Consider the following 17,149-nt stretch of genomic DNA (forward strand, 5'->3'; position numbering starts at 1 on the left):
TTGTTACAGTTTGAGGTGCGTCAGAATCAGAATCGATCCGCGCATCGTCTTGATGTAGAGCGTCTGGTCGCGCGGCGTATCGGTGGACTCGGGCTCGGCGTCCCATTCTGCGCCACGGTAATGCACACGTGCAGTGCCGTCCTCTTTCCAGACCACGACCTGAACCGGTTGACCGATATCCAGGCCCTGATTCAATGCCGCATCGGGACGCCCGAATTTCGAACGACGCAGAATCACCGTGCCGACTATACCGGTCACCGCACAAAGCGTGAGTTGCAGTGGCAGGCTCATTCCAAGTAACGCCACAATACCGCCAACGCCCAACGCAAGGCCCAACACCAGCATATAAAACGTACCGGTCGCCATCTCCAGCGCCAGCAAAACCAGGGCTAACAAAAACCAGTAAATATAAGGCGCCATTTCTTCCACCTGTTTTTTCCAGCCCAAATCCTAACAGATTAATGAGTCCTGAGTTCGTCGTATCGCGACGCGATAATGCTTTGGACTCAGAAATTTTAAACTCGGGGCTACTCTTTCCTCTCAATCAGCATGGCATCGCCATAACTGAAAAAACGGTAACGCTGCTCCACCGCATGACGGTAAGCACAGCGGATGTTTTCCATGCCACCGAAAGCCGACACCAGCATCAGCAGGGTGGATTTCGGCAGATGGAAATTGGTCAACAGCCTCTCCACGACCCTGAAGCGATAGCCGGGAAAAATAAAGATATTCGTCTCGCTGCTCCCGGCTTCCAGCTCGCCGCTCGCCGCCGCAGATTCCAGCGCCCGCAATGAGGTAGTGCCCACGGCCATAACGCGCCCACCCGCCGTCCTGGCTTGCCGGATCAGATCCACAGTGCGTTGCGGCACGGTGTACCACTCGCTGTGCATATGGTGCTCGGCGATGTTTTCCACGCGCACTGGCTGAAAAGTCCCTGCGCCGACATGCAGCGTGACATAGGCAATTTTTACCCCCATTTTTTCCAGGCTTTCCAGCATCGCTGGATCGAAATGCAGGCCCGCTGTAGGCGCGGCCACTGCGCCGGGCTGGCGTGCGTAAACGGTCTGATAGCGGGATTCGTCCAGCGCTTCAGGAGCATGGGTGATGTAAGGCGGCAGCGGCAGGCTGCCATACTGTTCCAGCAGTTCCAGCAGCGGTGTTTCCCCGGCAAAGTGCAGACGGTAGAGTTCGCCTTGCCGCTCCTCCACCGTCGCCGCGATCACGCCCGCCAGCAGCAGGCCAGAATCAAGCTTGGGCGCATGACTGGCGCGGATCTGGGCGAGCGCATGATGCTCGTCCAGCACCCGCTCGATCAGCACCTCCAGTTTGCCACCACTATCCTTCACACCGAACAGCCTGGCCTTGATCACGCGCGTGTCGTTGAACACCAGCAAATCGCCGGGCTTGAGCAATTGCGTCAAATCGCAGAACCGGCCATCCGCCAGCGCGCCACTCACGCCGTTGAGATGAAGCAAACGGCTCTGACTGCGCTCTTGGGTGGGAAACTGGGCGATCAGTTCGGGGGGTAGATCGAAATCGAAATCACTGGTTTTCATACGAAGAAACTTGCCGGGAAAATGTTTTTGGTTGATAATTCGCGACTTCCAGACAGTCCGGATGTTTCATCCGGACTTCTAGCCGGGATGGCGGAACTGGTAGACGCACGGGACTCAAAATCCCGCGCTAGCAATAGCGTGCCGGTTCGATTCCGGCTCCCGGCACCACACAAACAAAGGGCAGCCTCAGCTGCCCTTTCGTATTTCTGCCTGGCACCGGTTATGCCGCCTGAACCGGAATCTGCCGCCGCTGGTCGACGATGCGGTTGTCCGCATCCACATACACCAGTTCGGGCTCGAACTTCTGCAATTCCAGCTCGTTGTACATGGCATAGGTAGCGATGATGACGAGGTCGCCGGGATTGGCCTTGTGCGCCGCAGCGCCGTTCACGGAAATAATGCCCGAACCGCGCTGCGCCTTGATGGCATAAGTGGTGAAACGCTCACCATTGCTCACGTTGTAGATGTCGATCTGCTGGTATTCGCGGATGTCCGCAGCCTCCAGCAAATTTTCGTCAATCGCGCACGAACCTTCGTAATGAAGTTCGGAATGCGTGACGGTGACACGGTGCAGCTTGGATTTGAGCATCAATCTTTGCATGAAGACTCACCCCATAGTCGGTGAAAAAGGACTGGCATTATAAGTCTTTGTCCGCATTGAGACAAATTTCCAGGTTATCGATCAATCGGGTCTTACCCAACCATGCCGCTGCCAGCACCACCAGACTCATATCGCCGGCCTTCGCCGGTTCCAAGGATTTGGCGGCCCGTACCGAAACATAGTCGACACGCCAGCCGTGAGCTTTCAGGTCGGCAATGGCGGCGCATTCCAGAGCCAGAAAATCGCGGTTACCCGCAACAATAGACTCCCGGATTAAAGCAAGGTTCCGGTACAGCCGCACCGCATCGGTGCGATCTTTCGCACTGAGATAGGCGTTGCGCGAGCTGAGAGCGAGGTTGTCCTCTGCACGCAGGGTTTCCCCCGCTACGATCTCTACCGGCAAATTGAGCTGCCGCACCATGGCGCGAATCACGTGCAACTGCTGGTAATCCTTCTTGCCGAACACCGCCGCCTGCGGCTGGACAATGTTGAACAGCTTCAGCACCACCGTCGCCACGCCGCGAAAATGACCGGGGCGAAAGGCGCCGCACAGTTCGTCCGCCAGCGGCGACGGTTCGACGTAAATCTGCTGCAGCTCGGGGTATAAGTCTTCCACCGCAGGCGCGAAAACAATATCAGCCAGACCTTCAAGCTTGGCGCAGTCCTGATCGAAAGTGCGCGGATAGCTGGAAAAATCTTCGTTCGGACCGAACTGCAGGGGATTGACGAAGAGGCTCACCACCACGCAACGACCATGCTCGCGCGCCTGCCGAACCAGAGCCAGATGCCCCTGGTGCAGGTTGCCCATGGTGGGCACGAAAGCGACTGAAGGCTCGGATTTCAGTCGTTCCCGTATAGTCTGAACAGCCGCTACAATCTGCATGCACGGGTTTCCTGATAACCGGTCAGAGGCTCCCGGGTGCACACAATAGAGCGGCATTATTCTTGCCGCTTTCGGCCAGGTGGCTGAGTTCATGGAGAACATGCACACTGGAGTCTTCCATTGCCTTGACCTTCTCCAGACCTTTTTGGATCTCGCCAGCATAATAATGTTCAACTGCGGCCAGACCTTGGGCATGAAATGCCTTGTGCGGCGGTTCAATCTCCTTGTAGCCCTCAAGCTTGGAGAAACAGCCATGTCCATCGCCCTCGTAATACCACTTTCCGAGCCGGCAACCAGTATGCGGCGCGAACTCGCCCGGCTGCTTGCTGGAAATACCGAGAAACACCTTGTAAATTTCGAACTTGTAGACCAGGTGATCGATCTTGGCCACCTCGGTAAAGCTGCGCAGCGCGCTGGCAGCGATGGCGGCTTCCATGTCGTGAGTCAGGTTCATCAGGTTTTGCATATTGCCGGAGGCATCGTTGACATCTTGCATGAATGCCTCGGCCTGGCGCGGACTTAGCTCGATCTGGGCTTTGGCCTGAGAAGTTTCGGTCTGGATCGCTACCACCAGGGTGGAAATCTCGCTGGTGGCCTTGGTGGTGCGCTCAGCCAGTTTGCGCACCTCATCAGCCACCACCGCAAAGCCGCGCCCCTGTTCACCAGCACGCGCAGCTTCAATGGCGGCATTGAGTGCCAGCAAATTGGTCTGGTCGGCAATTTCCTTGATCAGGTTGACGATGCCGCCGATCTGGCTGGCACGCTCATTCAGGCTTTCGACATTGCGCGCAGTTTCCTGGGTACGTGCCGACATTTCGTGCATATTGCTGGCAATCCGGCCCAGAGCGGCCGAATTGGCGCTCAGCTGTGCAACTGCTGTCACCGTTCGCTCTTTCTCGTCCTTCATTGCCATCGCCAGCGCCGCCATGGTTTTCTGGACATCCATAGCGCTCTGACCGTACAGGCCCAGGTACTGAAATAACTCTCTCATATCACCCTGCAGGGATTTTTCCGCGAGGTCCTGTTGCAAAGCGGCATTTTCAGCCTGCATACTTTCAACCTGCGCCTTCAGGTGATTGCTTTCCACTTCCAGAAGCCGATTTCTGGTAATCAACCCAGCCAACTCCGCCTTATATTTTCCGCAAAACATGATACGTCCCTCCTTATTTGTTTTTTCTCAACAAGGCATCTACTGCACAACTATACGGCGTTGAATGTTGTTGTCGTCAACAGCAGAAAAAACCACTTAGAAACAATGCTCTGATGCTGGGAACAGCCCATCCTTTACAGCTCGAACATAATTCTTGACCGCCTCCTGGATGCTGTCGGTACCGGCCAGGAAATTTTTGGCAAATCTGGGTGGCTTGCCGGGATAAATGCCGAGCAGGTCATACAGCACCAGCACCTGGCCGGCGCAATCCGGGCCGGCACCGATGCCGATGGTGGGGATCGTCAGTTGCTGCGTCACCTGCTGCGCCAGCGCCGCCGGAATCGCCTCCAGCACCAGCAGGCCAGCGCCGGCCTGCTGTAATGCAAGCGCATCCTCGATCACCTTCTGCGCCGCCGCGTCGCCTTTGCCCTGCACCTTGTAGCCGCCGAGCTGGTGCACGGACTGGGGCGTGAGGCCGACATGGCCGCACACCGGGATGCCGCGCTCTACCAGAAAGGCCACTGTCTTCGCCATCGCCGCGCCGCCTTCCAGCTTGACCATCTGTGCGCCTGCCGCCATCAGTTTGGCGGCATTACGCATGGCTTGGGCTGGTCCTTGCTGATAACTGCCGAAGGGCATGTCGGCGACGACAAAAGGTTTCTTCGCTCCGTGCCCGACGCAGCGGGTGTGGTAAACCATGTCGTCCATGCTCACCGGCAGGGTAGTTTCCTCGCCCTGCACTACCATGCCGAGCGAATCTCCGACCAGCAGCACATCCACGCCCGCATTTTCCAGCAGGGTGGCAAAGCTCGCATCGTAGCAGGTGAGCACGGCAATTTTCTCGCCGCTGCCGGCCATCTTCTGCAAATTGCTCAAGGTAACTCTCATCGGCTACCCTGCCCAGTTGAAAAATTCGCGGCCGCCACGCATTTGGCCAACACGCTCGATCAGCAGCTCCAAATCCTGCGACTGGTCGACGTAATTGAGGTTCTCGCTGTTGATGATCAACAGTGGCGAAGCTTCGTAATGATAGAAATACTCGCTGTAGCTGTCCGCTACCCGCGTCAGATACTCCACCGAGACCGTGCTTTCGTACTCCACCCCGCGACGCCGAACGCGCTCGGCCAGCACTTCCGGCGGCACCTGCAGATAGATCACCAGATCGGGCCTGGGTGTCTGCAACTGCAAGTTGTCGTAAATCTGCCGGTAAAGATGATATTCCTCTTCGCTCAGATTGAGTTTTGCAAACAACAAGTCCTTGTCGAGCATGAAATCAGCCACGGCAGCACCGCCGAACGCACCCATCCGCTTCAGCTCCTGAACCTGGGATGCGCGCTGAAGCAGGAAAGACAGTTGAGTAGGCAGAGCATAGCGTTCCGCATCTTGATAGAAGCGCGGCAAAAAAGGATTTGCGTCCGCATTCTCGAGCATCAGAGCAGATTGAAAACGCTCTGAAAGAAGTTGAGCCAGACTGGTCTTGCCAACCCCGATCGGCCCGGCAATCACTACATAATGGTATTTTTCGAACAGCATCCTGGTTTATTCCTCCATCCGTTCTACACGCTGGCCGGCACACTTTTCCAGACACTCGCCCACCGATCCATACCCACCTATGATGCGACTTGGCGCGATTTCATGCAAAGGCTGGAGCACGAAGGCACGCTCGTGCATGCGCGGATGCGGCAAGGTCAGCCCGTGTTCGTGACAGCTCAGGTCGTCGTAGAGCAGGATATCCAGGTCGAGGATGCGCGGCGCATTGCGGAATTCGCGCACCCGCCCGTGGCGATGTTCCATGTCGAGCAGCGCTTCGAGCAACGCATGCGGCGCAAGGCCGGTTTCGATCTCGGCCACGGCATTGATGAAGTCCGGCTGATCGGCGTAGCCCACCGGTTCGCTGCGGTAGAGTGAGGAACACGACAGCAGCCGGGTCTGCGGCAGATTACCGAGTTCATCGCAAGCCTTGAGGATCTGCGCGCCGGGGTCGGACAGGTTGCTGCCGAGGCCAATATAGGCGCGCTTGAAAAGCGAATGCAACATAAACTTAGTCCTGCGGCTCAGCGATTGATACTTCTCCTGCCTCTCCGGCAGCCTTGGGCTTGCGACGGCGCCGTCGCTTCTTGGCAGCGGGGGCTTCGTCCTTGATCAGCATCTCGCCGCGTTTGTGATCACCAGCGTCCTGAAAATCATCCCACCAGCGGCCAACCTCGGCATCGACCTCGCCACTCTCGCAACGCATCATCAGGAAATCGTACGCGGCGCGAAAGCGCGGGTGTTCGAGCAGGCGAAACGGACGCTGGCCGGCGCGCTGCAGGAAGCGCGGCTGCATAGTCCAGATTTCCTTCATCACCGCATCGTAACGGTGGGGGATCGCCAGTTTCTCGCTCTGCGCCGCCAACACCACATCCATCGCCAGGTGCAGTGCCGGAACCGGCTTTTCCCCTTCAGCCTGGGATTGCTGCCAGGCAACCAGCACTTCATGCCAGAGCAGAGCCGCGAACAGATAGGCAGGCGAAACCGGCTTCCCTTCCTCGATGCGCTGGTCGGTTTTGGCCAGCGCCAGCATGACGAAGCGTTCGCCCATCGGCTGCTCCAGGATCACGTCCAGCATCGGCAATAAGCCATGATGCAGACCCTTCTTGCGCAGCAGCAGGATACTTTGTACCGCATGACCAGAAAAAAGCAGCTTGAGCATTTCGTCGAACAGCCGCGCCGCTGGAACATCCTCCAGCAACTCGGCCAGTTCCCGGATCGGCTTGATCGCCGCCGGGTCCAGTTTCAGCCCGAGTTTGGCGGCAAAACGCACGGCGCGCAGCATCCGCACCGGGTCCTCGCGGTAACGCTGGGCCGGGTCGCCGATGATGCGCATCACCCCGGCTTTGAGATCGGCCACGCCATTGTGGTAATCCCAGATTTCCTGGCTTACGGGGTCGTAATACAGCGCGTTGATCGTAAAATCGCGGCGCATCGCGTCCTCCACCTGGGAACCGAATACGTTGTCGCGCAGGATGCGCCCACTTTGCTGATCGGTCTGGCGATCATCGCTGTCGTTGTTGGTGGCGACAGCGACGGTGCGAAAGGTGGACACCTCGATGGTTTCGGGTCCGCACATCACATGGACGATGCGGAAGCGCCGCCCGATGATGCGGGAACGCCGGAACAGATGACGCACTTCGTCCGGATCGGCATCGGTGGCTACGTCGAAATCCTTGGGTTCCCTGCCCAGTAGCAGGTCACGCACCGCGCCACCCACAACGAAGGCCTTGAAGCCTGCCTGCTGCAGCGCCTTCACCGTCTTCAGCGCACACGGAGTGAGCTGGTCGGCGGTGATGCCGTGAGATTTCAGTTTAAAGATGCGTGGCTCACCATTTTTTGGTGATTTTTTCTGGAAAACGCGGCTGATAAGTTTACGGATCATTCTTTAAGTAGTCTCTGGGTGGCTAGGAGTTAAGAGGTGAGGGGTAAGAGGTGAGGCGTGAGGGGAAAAGTCAAAAGCGGTGCCGACTCCGATTTTACCCCTAACCCCCTCACGCCTCACCCTCTAACCCCTCACGCCTCACCCTTTATTTATTTGCCGAAATAGATTTCTTGTTCCATCTCGCGGTAAATGAAATTGGCATTTTTTTTATGGTTCTCATGGTAAAGCGGAGTTGCGTGCCAGTCCGCAAAATCGGACAGGCGCACCGCGCTTTCGAGATCCTGCCCCGCCTCCACAGCGGCGCCCATTTCATCGCGCAGTCGCTGGATGTAGCTGTAAGTCTTTTCCACCATCGGGAACGGCGGTGTCTGGGCGCTGCCATGGCCCGGAATCATCAGCCGAGTATCCGGAAAAGTTTTCCGCATCCAGTCTATCGCCTCCAGAGCGGCACCTGAATGTCCATCGCCCATGAAAGTGGAACGGTTGTTGAAGGCGAGGTCGGAAATCCACAGAACCCGGTCTTCCACCTGATGCACCACGAGATCGCCGAACGAATGGTGGTGGTCGGCATTATACACGGCGAAGGTTTTGCCGCCCAAAGTGAAATCATAGTGGCTATAGATCTCGCCGCCCACCAGGATGTCGGGCTCTACGCCCTCGAATCCCTTCATGTCCGCGCCCAGGATGCGGCGGCGAAAGGCAACCGAAGCCGGCAGATTGTCTGAACCAAGATATTCCAGCGTACCCACGTGGCCGACGATCCTGATGCCGGGAAGCCGCCGAAATGCCACCGCGCCATAGGAATGGTCGGGATGGTTGTGGGTGAGAATCAAATACCTGATCGGCTTGTCTGTCACCTTGCGCACCGTGACAATCAGCCGCCGACCCAGCTTGGGCGTTCCCAGGCTATCGATCACCACCACCCCCTCGTCGGTCACGACGAAGCCGGCGTTGCCGTTGAAACCGCGGTTCTTGCCATCGACCTCGGCTATATTGGCGTAGAGGAAATAAACGTCAGGAGCAATGCGATAATAGGGCAAAGGCTTGCTGTCGGAATCCCTGCCGGAGATGATAATTTCAGGGACTTCTACAGTATCCACCGCCTGCTGGGGCAAACGGTCGGCATGTGAGGCGAACGATAAGGCAAACAGACTGCAGACGGCTAACCTCATGCCGGCAGAAAATAACTGCCAACCTCCGTTTCGATTTCCCGCAATCCGCACTGGTAGAGCTCCTCCAGATTCTTTAGTGTCATCAGCTCGGCAGCGCTGCCGGCCAACACTCTTCCCCCATCATACAACATCAGGATGTGATCGCAATAACGTCCGGCCCACAGCGTCTCGTGCAGCACCATCAGCACCGCCTTGCCTTCCTCAACGGCAAGGCGCTGCAGCAGCCGCAATGCCTCCGCCTGGTGACCCAGATCCAGATGCTGCAGGGGCTCGTCGAGGCAGTAATGCTGAGGCGCCTGGGCCAGCAGCATGGCAACCCTCACACGCTGCCTCTCTCCGCCGGAAAGGGTAATCAGTGTTCGGTGCGACATATCGGCCATGCCCATCTGTTGCAGCGCTGCCAGCGCAGCTTCCTCGTCACCGTCCGTGATGCCGAAACCGCGACTATGGGGATAACGCCCGAGCAGCACGTATTCCAGCGCCGTCCCCCAGAATTCGTGGCCTTCGTCCTGGGGGAGCACGCCGATCTGCCGGGCCAGTTCGCGACGGGGATAATCCGGCAGAGGTTTGCTGTCCCAGGTAACCAGGCCGGCATCGGGTGCTCGCAGCCCGCTCAAGGCGTGCAGCAGGGTGGTTTTGCCGCTGCCGTTGCGCCCCAGAATACCCCAGCATTCGCCGGGTTTGATCGCGATACTCAGGTCGCGGCACAGGACTTTGCCAGGGACAGACAGGTTCAGGCCTTCGGCGCGCAGCATCAGGTTCTCCGCGTCAGCAGAAACAGCAGCAACGGTACGCCGAGCAGTGCGGTAAGCACCCCTACCGGCAGCTGTTGCGGTGCAATGGCCGTGCGCGCCAGAGTATCGGCCAGGGTCAGGAAGCTGCCGCCGGCCAGCACGGCCAGCGGCAACAGCCAGCGATGGCCGCTGACGCCAAGCAGGCGAACGAAGTGCGGCACGATCAGGCCAACGAAGCCGATCGCTCCGGCCTCAACCACCACCGCCGCAGTGGCGGCGGAGGCGGTAAAATATATACCTAACTGCAGCGGCCTCACCGCCACACCCAGTGACCGGGCCTTGAGTTCGCCAAGGCCAAGGATGTCCAGGCTATTTGCCTGCCACCAGGCAAGTGCCAGCGCCGCTATCAGTACGCCCAAGGCCAGGCCCGGAGCCTGCGCCTGGGAAAGATCACCCATCAGCCAGAACAGCATGCCGCGCACCTGAGCCCCCGGCGCCAGGGTGAGCAGCAGGCTGATCAGCGCACTGAACCCCGCCGACAGCACCACGCCGGTAAGCAGCAGGCGCACCATGTTCCCTCCACGGCCAAAGCCCAGGGCAAACACCAGTCCGACCGCGGCCAGCGCCCCGCCGAGAGCGGCAAGGTTTACCGCCGCAGCTGCCAGGCCAAACAGCATCGCCGCCAGAGCCGCCACGGCCGACCCGCCGGAAATGCCCAGGACGTAAGGATCGGCCAGAGGGTTGCGCAGCAACGCCTGCAACAGCGCGCCGGCCAAAGCCAGCAGGCCGCCGCAGGCGAAGGCGCTGGCCACGCGCGGCAGGCGCAGCTGCCACACGATATCCGTCGCCAGTCCAGCTTCCTTGCCGGCAAGCGCGCACATCACCTCACCCAGGGACAGGTCGACGCTGCCAAAAGCGACGCCAGCCAGCAGACTGAGTGGCGTCAGGATCAGGAACAGGGTCAGCAGGAAGGGACGCGACACGAGTGCAGCTTAATTCCGCAGGGAAATGATCGGCCAGCCGCTGTTCTCGGCATGCGCCTTCAGGGTAGGATCGGGGTCCACCGCCACCGGGTTGCTGACCCGCTCCAGCAGCGGCAGATCATTGAGGGAATCGCTGTAGAACCAGCTCTCTTTCACGCCGCCCCAATCCACTCCGCGCTGTTTCAACCAGGCTTCGAGCCGGGTGATTTTCCCCTCGCGGAAGCAAGGCGTGCCGTCCACCTTGCCGGTGAATTCACCACCGTTCTGTTCCGGTTCCGTCGCAATCAGGTGCTCGACCCCGAACGCTCTGGCGATCGGCATCGTAACGAAGCTGTTGGTGGCGGTGATGATCGCCACCAGATCCGCCTCGCGCAGGCTCCGGTCGACCAGATCGCGTGCCTTCTGGTTAATGATCGGCAAAATCTTTTCGCGCATGAACTGGCCATGCCAACTATCCAGCTGAGTCCGCGTGTGGCGGGACAGCGGCTTGAGCTGAAAATCGAGGAACTCGTGGATATCCAGCGTGCCAGCCTTGTACTGATCGTAGAACGCCTGATTGCGCGCCTCGTACACCTCGCGGTCGAGCACGCCGCGCTCTATCAGGAACTGCGCCCACTCGAAATCGCTGTCCCCGGAAAGCAGCGTATTGTCCAGATCAAATAGTACCAGTCGCAAAATCAATCTCCACAAACTAAAATAAGGCGGAGTATAGCTTAAAATAACAAGATGAATTTACCTGACAATCTCCTGCCTTCAGGCTGGTACTGGACCGGACAGGGGCTCTACGCACTGATCTTGCTCTGGGCAATCCTGACCGCACCCTGGCGCAAACTCAGGGATGCCAGCCCGCTGAATGTGTGGCTGGGAGCCTGCGTACTTCTCATGGCGCTCTGGAGCGTCAAGACCGGGATCAAGCCGGGGCTGAACTTTCACCTGCTCGGCACTACCGCCATGACGCTGATGTTCGGCCCGCGACTGGCCTTGATCGGACTCAGCATCGTCCTGACTGCCGTCACCCTGGCGGGCATGAGCGGATGGCAAGGATACGGCTGGAACGGCCTCATCATGGGCGCCTTGCCTGTGGCCGTGAGCTACGGCATTTACTGGCTGGCAGACCGTAAGCTGCCCAACCATCTTTTCGTCTACATTTTTCTCAACGCTTTTTTCGGCGGCGCACTGGCAATGGCAGCTGCGGGCCTGGGCGGAACACTGCTGCTGCAACTGTCTGGTGCCTACCCGCCCGCCTACCTCTACCACGACTACCTGCCCTACTTCATCCTGATAGCCTGGTCCGAGGCAGTCACCACCGGCATGGCCATCACCCTGATGGCGGTTTACAGCCCGCTCTGGCTCAGCACCTTCGACGATGCGCGCTATTTGAGGCGAAAATAAATGGCGCGCAATAACCATTGGGTATTTGCTGCTGTAAGGTTGCCGGCTGATGTGAGCATCAATTAACCCCGCCTTAAAGCAATTATTCAGCGGCTAAACTGACTTTTTTGGGTTTTTGTCCAACTGGATAGTAAGCGCTTCCAGGCGTTGCCTGGTTGCATCGATTTCAGCTGCAATTTGGGGATGTTCGGTTTCCGCCGCCGCCTCCTTGAGCGCCTCGAGTTCCTCAAGACGCTGCTTGAGGTGCAGCGGCTCGTTTTTCTCCATTTCCAGTTTTTCCGCTTCATCCGCCTTGTCAAAAATCAGGGTTTCCGGCTCTTCCTCCGCGGCCGCTTCATGCGTTATTCTTTCCGCATGATCCTCCTGTGGAATCATCACGCGCCCCTCCGGCAACCGCCTCTGGTTCATGAACGCAGGGGAAACGATCTCGATGCCATTACCGTGCAGTTCGTCCAGTATGCCTTTTTGCAGGTTCGACCTTACCGTCAGGAGTTGCTTGACCTCGGCAAGAAACCCCGCAATTCGATATGAAACCGAGAAATCTCCCAGATTCCTGATCTGGACGAAGGGCTCTTCCAGCCCGGCATCTTCCGCCGCTTTTTTCAGCAATGCCTCAATGCGTATGCGGGAGATATCGTAGCCCAGCGACAGCGTGGCGGAAACGATGGTGCCGGAGGTACGAACGACCGTCACCGGATTGTTGACCAGGTACAGATTCGGCAAGCTTGTCAGTTCGCGATCTTCCGTCTGGATTTCGGTATGAAACAACCCTCTTTCCGTCACCCGGCCAAACTGTTCTCCGACACGGACAAAGTCCCCTGAGCGAAAGCTGCCCACCGTTCGCAACATAAGGCCAGCCATGGCGTTCGAAACAAATGTGGTTGAAGAAAGCGCGACAACGCCGGTCAGAACCAGACCGACCAGGCTCAGCACCTGGCCTCGTGTCGTATCCGACATCGGGATAAGCAGAAGCACTACCAGCACGCCAGCCAGAGTAAGCAGCAGCATGATGAGCTGGCGCGGCAACCGCAACTCCGCCCCCAATTCAGGGTGGCGGTCGAGCAGGAGCCAGTTCATGCCCCACAGCAGTAGCGCGACAACCGCTACTGCCACCAGGACGGGAATATGCGAATGCAAAGCCGAGAGCAATTCCAGCCAGACGTCCATATGCCACTCCATCAGTAGAAATTACCTATAATCCAATCGCTATGCCGCCTCATGAATAAATAGCGGATAAAGTTATTGTTGCATATCGAATGCTGCTAGTGGGATTTTCCTCCATGCAGGAATTTCGGCGGATCAAAATCTGGAACACCCGTTTTGAGCGACATAATTCCAGGACATCACCCTGCGATTCACTGATTCTCCGAATGGATTACAAATCTCCCAAAAAAAAGCCGCGCCAAAAATGCCGGCACGGCCAAGGGGAGGAAACACACTAACTGAGACCAATCAGGTTTCAGTTGGTTCCTTCTTTACGCCAGTTTCGGCCCCCTTGCTGGAAACGCCCGCCATCTGCTCATAAAAAGCGAAGCGCTTCTGCAGTTCATTCTCGTAAAACGCCAGCACTTCCCCGCCGTCACTATCCATTTCCTTCACCAGTCCGCGGAAGCGCGGCTCGTTCTGGACGAACTCGCGGTAGGACACAGACGGCCTCTGCGAATCCAGCTTGAGCGGATTCTTGCCTTCCTGTTCGCGCCGCGGATCGAAGGTGAACAGCGGCCAATGACCTGAGCTCACCGCCAGTTCCTGCTGCTGGTGCTGCTTGCTCAGATCGTAACCGTGCTCGCCGCAAGGACTGTAGGCAATGATCAGCGACGGTCCGTCGAAGGATTCCGCTTCGAGGAAGGTCTTCAGGGTGTGAATGTCCTTCGCGCCATAGGCGACATGGGCGACGTAGACGTGGCCGTAGCTCATGGCGATCTGCGCCAGATCCTTCTTACCGGTGTGCTTGCCGCCGGCGGCGAACTTGGCCATGGCGCCGCGAGGTGTGGCCTTGGAGGCTTGGCCGCCGGTGTTGGAATAGACCTCGGTATCCAGCACCAGGATATTGACGTTGCGACCGGTGGCGATGACATGATCCAGACCGCCGAAGCCAATGTCGTAGGCCCAGCCGTCGCCGCCGATAATCCACACGCTTTTCTTCGCCAGGTAATCGGCCAGGCTTTCCAGCTGCCGCGCCTCAGCTGCATCGATGCCGGCCAGAACCTGGCGCAGCTGCTCGACGCGCTCGCGCTGGGCGAAAATACCGGCTTCCGTGGTCTGATCCGCATTAAGAATGGCATCCACCAACGCGCCGTCGATACGGCCCTTCAGCTTCTCCAGCAATTCACCCGCATGCTCGGCATGCTTGTCGATGCTGACGCGGAAACCCAGGCCGAATTCGGCGTTATCTTCGAACAGCGAGTTCGCCCAGGCCGGGCCGCGTCCTTCAGCGTTCTGGCTGTAGGGCGTGGTTGGCAAGTTGCCGCCGTAAATCGAGGAGCAACCGGTAGAGTTGGCAATCACCATGCGGTCGCCGAACAGTTGGCTGGCGAGGCGGATGTAGGGCGTTTCTCCGCAACCGATGCAGGCGGTGGGGAATTCGAACAAGGGCTCCATCACCATCGCTCCCTTGATGGTGGAGGTGCGCAGCTTGGTACGATCGAACTCCGGCAGCGTCAGGAAGAACTTGAAATTCTCGCGCTCCTGTTCACGTAGTGCAGCCTGCGGCCGCATTTCCAGCGCCTTGTGGCCATCGACCTTGGAAACCGCCGGACAAATATCCACGCACAAGGTGCAACCGGTGCAGTCTTCGGGCGCAACCTGGTAACTGATGTGCATACCCTGCTCGAATTCCTTGCCCTTGACCTGAATGTGCTTGAAAGTGGGAGGGGCGTTCTTGGCCATGCTGGCCGGGAAAACCTTGGAGCGGATGGCAGTGTGCGGACAAACGAATGGGCACTTGCCGCAATAGATGCACAATTCCTCGTCCCACACCGGGATTTCCTGCGCCAGGTTGCGCTTGTCCCACTGGGAAGTGCCGGTGGGCCAGGTGCCATCGTTGGGCAGCGCGCTGACCGGCAGTCGGTCGCCATAGCCGGCCATGATTTCGGCAGTGATCTTCTTGACAAACTCGGGAGCGAAGGCCGGCACGGTCTCCGGCATCTTGTGGGTACTGGTGGCCTGCGCCGGCACTTCCACCTGGTGCAGGTTGGCGATGGTTTCGTCGATCGCCTTCCAGTTGGCTTCCACCACCTCCATGCCCTTCTTGCTGTACGATTTTTCGGCGGCATGCTTGATCTTCTCGATCGCCAAGTCGCGCGGCAGCACACCGGAAATGGCGAAGAAGCAGGTCTGCATGATGGTGTTGATGCGGTTGCCCATGCCGGTTGCCTTGGCGATGGCGTAGGCATCGATGACGTAGAACTCCAGCTTCTTGTCGATGATCTGCTGCTGCATCGTATGCGTCAGGGTGTTCCACACCTTGTCTGCCGGCTCCGGCGAATTGAGCAGGAAAACCGCCCCTTCCGCAGCCGAACTCAGCATGTCGTAGCGTTCGAGGAAAACCGGCTGGTGACAGCCGACGAAGTTGGCCTCGTTGTTACCGATCAGGTAGGGGGAATGGATAACCTTGGGCGAGAAGCGCAAGTGGGAAATGGTCGCCGCACCGGCCTTTTTCGAGTCGTAAACAAAATAGCCCTGGCCATAGAGATCGGTTTCCTCGCCCAGGATCTTGATGGTGTTCTTGTTGGCGCCCACCGTGCCGTCCGCTCCCAGACCGTAGAACACGCAGCGATTCACGCCGTGGCCGGCATCGGTACGGAAATCCGCGTCCCAGTCCAGGCTGGTGTGGGTGACATCGTCGATGATGCCGATGGTGAAATGGTTTTTCGGCTGATCTTTTTTCAGTTCGTCGAATACGCCCTTGATCATGCCCGGCGTGAATTCCTTGGAAGACAGGCCGTAGCGCCCGCCGACCACACGCGGCATGGCGGGAAAATGGCAAACGCTGTGCCCGCAGGATTCGGCAATTGCCGTCACTACATCCTTATAAAGCGGTTCGCCGTCTGCACCCGGCTCCTTGGTACGGTCGAGCACGGCAATGTGCTTGGCCGTGACCGGAATGACTTTGAGCAGTTCATCCGCCGCAAATGGCCGATACAAGCGCACCTTCACCATGCCCACTTTCTCGCCGTGAACGTTGAGGTGGTCTACGGTTTCCTCGGCCGCCTCTGCACCGGAACCCATCAACAGCATCACGCGCTCGGCATCTGGCGCACCGACGTATTCATACAGATGGTACTGGCGGCCGGTCAATCCAGCGAACTTGTCCATGGTTCTCTGCACAATTTCCGGCATGCGGTCATAGAACAGATTGACCGTCTCGCGCGCCTGGAAGTACACGTCCGGGTTCTGCGCCGTGCCGCGAATCGCAGGATGGTCTGGCGACAGCGCGCGGGCGCGGTGAGCGAATACCAGCTTGTCGTCGATCATCGCGCGCACTACCTCGACCGGCACCTGCTCGACCTTGGCCACCTCGTGCGAGGTGCGGAAACCGTCGAAGAAATGCAGGATAGGCACGCGCGATTCAAGTGTAGCAGCCTGGGCAATCAGCGCCATGTCCATCGCTTCCTGCACCGAATTGGAGGCAAGGAAAGCGAATCCGGTGGCCCGAACAGACATCACGTCACTGTGGTCGCCAAAAATAGACAGGCCCTGCGCCGCCAGCGAGCGCGCTGCCACGTGCATCACGAAAGGCGTCAGCTCACCGGCGATCTTGTACATGTTGGGGATCATCAGCAGCAGACCCTGCGAGGAGGTAAAGGTGGTCGCCAGGGAACCCGTCTGCAATGCGCCGTGAATAGCGCCAGCAGCGCCTCCCTCGCTCTGCATCTCGATCACTTCCGGAACAGTACCCCACAGGTTTTTGACACCCTCCGCCGACCAGGCATCGGCGTATTCCCCCATCGGCGAGGAAGGGGTAATCGGATAAATCGCGATCACCTCGTTGGTCAGATGGGCGATATAGGCAGCGGCTTCATTGCCGTCGAGAGTAACCATACGTGCTTGAGACATCGAAACACCCCTTTTATGACGACATGTACAACCATTTAAGACAAAACTGTCGATGATATGTTCAAATTACCATGACTCGAGAAGCCAGGCAACCATCATCATATAATCTATCTAAGATATCTTATACAAGTTTGAATTAGCCGAAAAAACGACAAAAAAAACCGCCCGCCGACGAATCGACAAGGCGGAACAGGGGAGGTATGTT

16 protein-coding genes and 1 tRNA gene are annotated in these 17,149 nt (G+C 58.2%); 2 read left to right on the forward strand and 15 right to left on the reverse strand.

The window, feature by feature from the left end; translation table 11 throughout:
* Positions 1–3 precede the first annotated feature (3 nt).
* Together SCD_RS10940 and queA are read right to left on the reverse strand one after the other, a co-directional pair.
* The gene (locus SCD_RS10940; RefSeq protein WP_023506966.1) at positions 4–420 is read right to left on the reverse strand and encodes an NfeD family protein; all 417 of its coding nucleotides are present in this window, start codon (positions 418–420) and stop codon (positions 4–6) included.
* Between the two features lie 107 nt (positions 421–527).
* Complete coding sequence (queA, locus tag SCD_RS10945; RefSeq protein WP_009205218.1) at positions 528–1,556, reverse strand: tRNA preQ1(34) S-adenosylmethionine ribosyltransferase-isomerase QueA; 1,029 nt, start codon at positions 1,554–1,556, stop codon at positions 528–530.
* 81 nt (positions 1,557–1,637) lie between these two features.
* Here queA and SCD_RS10950 point away from each other — a divergent pair.
* Positions 1,638–1,724 (forward strand) — tRNA-Leu (locus tag SCD_RS10950).
* Between the two features lie 52 nt (positions 1,725–1,776).
* Here the strand turns inward: SCD_RS10950 and panD are convergent.
* From panD to SCD_RS11005, 11 genes are all read right to left on the reverse strand, one after another.
* Positions 1,777–2,157 (reverse strand): aspartate 1-decarboxylase, encoded by a 381-nt coding sequence (panD, locus tag SCD_RS10955; RefSeq protein WP_009205219.1) that lies wholly within the window; start codon positions 2,155–2,157, stop codon positions 1,777–1,779.
* Positions 2,158–2,194: 37 nt separating this feature from the next.
* On the reverse strand, positions 2,195–3,040 hold the full coding sequence (panC, locus tag SCD_RS10960) for a pantoate--beta-alanine ligase (protein ID WP_009205220.1): 846 nt from the start codon (positions 3,038–3,040) through the stop codon (positions 2,195–2,197).
* Between the two features lie 22 nt (positions 3,041–3,062).
* Positions 3,063–4,190, reverse strand: coding sequence for a methyl-accepting chemotaxis protein (locus tag SCD_RS17010; RefSeq protein WP_009205221.1), 1,128 nt, complete (start codon positions 4,188–4,190; stop codon positions 3,063–3,065).
* 96 nt (positions 4,191–4,286) lie between these two features.
* On the reverse strand, positions 4,287–5,078 hold the full coding sequence (gene panB / locus SCD_RS10970) for a 3-methyl-2-oxobutanoate hydroxymethyltransferase (RefSeq protein WP_009205222.1): 792 nt from the start codon (positions 5,076–5,078) through the stop codon (positions 4,287–4,289).
* 3 nt (positions 5,079–5,081) lie between these two features.
* Entirely contained in the window at positions 5,082–5,723 is a 642-nt protein-coding gene (locus tag SCD_RS10975; RefSeq protein ID WP_009205223.1) for a deoxynucleoside kinase, read from the reverse strand.
* Positions 5,724–5,729: 6 nt separating this feature from the next.
* Positions 5,730–6,227, reverse strand: coding sequence for a 2-amino-4-hydroxy-6-hydroxymethyldihydropteridine diphosphokinase (gene folK / locus SCD_RS10980; RefSeq protein ID WP_009205224.1), 498 nt, complete (start codon positions 6,225–6,227; stop codon positions 5,730–5,732).
* A gap of 4 nt (positions 6,228–6,231) precedes the next feature.
* Positions 6,232–7,605, reverse strand: coding sequence for a polynucleotide adenylyltransferase PcnB (gene pcnB, locus SCD_RS10985; protein ID WP_009205225.1), 1,374 nt, complete (start codon positions 7,603–7,605; stop codon positions 6,232–6,234).
* 149 nt (positions 7,606–7,754) lie between these two features.
* Positions 7,755–8,777 carry an MBL fold metallo-hydrolase gene (locus SCD_RS10990; RefSeq protein WP_009205226.1) on the reverse strand — a complete coding sequence of 341 codons (1,023 nt, stop codon included), beginning with the start codon at positions 8,775–8,777 and terminating at the stop codon, positions 7,755–7,757.
* A complete protein-coding gene (locus tag SCD_RS10995; RefSeq protein WP_009205227.1) occupies positions 8,774–9,532 on the reverse strand; it encodes an ABC transporter ATP-binding protein in 759 nt (252 codons plus the stop codon). The genes SCD_RS10990 and SCD_RS10995 overlap by 4 nt, the downstream gene beginning before the upstream one ends.
* Positions 9,532–10,494: a FecCD family ABC transporter permease gene (locus tag SCD_RS11000; protein ID WP_009205228.1), complete on the reverse strand. Its 963-nt coding sequence runs from the start codon at positions 10,492–10,494 to the stop codon at positions 9,532–9,534. Before SCD_RS11000 ends, SCD_RS10995 begins: the two co-directional genes overlap by 1 nt.
* A 9-nt stretch (positions 10,495–10,503) precedes the next feature.
* Positions 10,504–11,169, reverse strand: a complete 666-nt coding sequence (locus SCD_RS11005) for a histidinol-phosphatase (RefSeq protein WP_009205229.1) — start codon at positions 11,167–11,169, stop codon at positions 10,504–10,506.
* Positions 11,170–11,220: 51 nt separating this feature from the next.
* Here SCD_RS11005 and SCD_RS11010 point away from each other — a divergent pair, with 51 nt between their 5' ends.
* Positions 11,221–11,886 (forward strand): energy-coupling factor ABC transporter permease, encoded by a 666-nt coding sequence (locus SCD_RS11010; RefSeq protein WP_009205230.1) that lies wholly within the window; start codon positions 11,221–11,223, stop codon positions 11,884–11,886.
* A 93-nt stretch (positions 11,887–11,979) separates the two neighbouring features.
* Here the strand turns inward: SCD_RS11010 and SCD_RS11015 are convergent, their stop codons facing one another.
* Together SCD_RS11015 and nifJ are read right to left on the reverse strand one after the other, a co-directional pair.
* On the reverse strand, positions 11,980–13,053 hold the full coding sequence (locus tag SCD_RS11015) for a mechanosensitive ion channel family protein (protein WP_009205231.1): 1,074 nt from the start codon (positions 13,051–13,053) through the stop codon (positions 11,980–11,982).
* Between the two features lie 285 nt (positions 13,054–13,338).
* Positions 13,339–16,944, reverse strand: coding sequence for a pyruvate:ferredoxin (flavodoxin) oxidoreductase (gene nifJ, locus SCD_RS11020; RefSeq protein ID WP_009205232.1), 3,606 nt, complete (start codon positions 16,942–16,944; stop codon positions 13,339–13,341).
* Positions 16,945–17,149 lie beyond the last annotated feature (205 nt).

This window comes from Sulfuricella denitrificans skB26, assembly GCF_000297055.2.
GTDB lineage: Bacteria > Pseudomonadota > Gammaproteobacteria > Burkholderiales > Sulfuricellaceae > Sulfuricella > Sulfuricella denitrificans.

Excerpts from the sequence above, each read along its gene's own strand:
- SCD_RS10975 (WP_009205223.1), bottom strand. The coding sequence starts at position 5,723 with ATGCTGTTCGAAAAATACCATTATGTAGTGATTGCCGGGCCGATCGGG.
- SCD_RS17010 (WP_009205221.1), bottom strand. The coding sequence starts at position 4,190 with ATGTTTTGCGGAAAATATAAGGCGGAGTTGGCTGGGTTGATTACCAGA.
- panC (WP_009205220.1), bottom strand. The coding sequence starts at position 3,040 with ATGCAGATTGTAGCGGCTGTTCAGACTATACGGGAACGACTGAAATCC.
- SCD_RS11015 (WP_009205231.1), bottom strand. The coding sequence starts at position 13,053 with ATGGACGTCTGGCTGGAATTGCTCTCGGCTTTGCATTCGCATATTCCC.
- panB (WP_009205222.1), bottom strand. The coding sequence starts at position 5,078 with ATGAGAGTTACCTTGAGCAATTTGCAGAAGATGGCCGGCAGCGGCGAG.
- pcnB (WP_009205225.1), bottom strand. The coding sequence starts at position 7,605 with ATGATCCGTAAACTTATCAGCCGCGTTTTCCAGAAAAAATCACCAAAA.
- folK (WP_009205224.1), bottom strand. The coding sequence starts at position 6,227 with ATGTTGCATTCGCTTTTCAAGCGCGCCTATATTGGCCTCGGCAGCAAC.
- panD (WP_009205219.1), bottom strand. The coding sequence starts at position 2,157 with ATGCAAAGATTGATGCTCAAATCCAAGCTGCACCGTGTCACCGTCACG.
- SCD_RS11010 (WP_009205230.1), top strand. The coding sequence starts at position 11,221 with ATGAATTTACCTGACAATCTCCTGCCTTCAGGCTGGTACTGGACCGGA.
- SCD_RS10940 (WP_023506966.1), bottom strand. The coding sequence starts at position 420 with ATGGCGCCTTATATTTACTGGTTTTTGTTAGCCCTGGTTTTGCTGGCG.
- nifJ (WP_009205232.1), bottom strand. The coding sequence starts at position 16,944 with ATGTCTCAAGCACGTATGGTTACTCTCGACGGCAATGAAGCCGCTGCC.
- queA (WP_009205218.1), bottom strand. The coding sequence starts at position 1,556 with ATGAAAACCAGTGATTTCGATTTCGATCTACCCCCCGAACTGATCGCC.
- SCD_RS10990 (WP_009205226.1), bottom strand. The coding sequence starts at position 8,777 with ATGAGGTTAGCCGTCTGCAGTCTGTTTGCCTTATCGTTCGCCTCACAT.
- SCD_RS10995 (WP_009205227.1), bottom strand. The coding sequence starts at position 9,532 with ATGCTGCGCGCCGAAGGCCTGAACCTGTCTGTCCCTGGCAAAGTCCTG.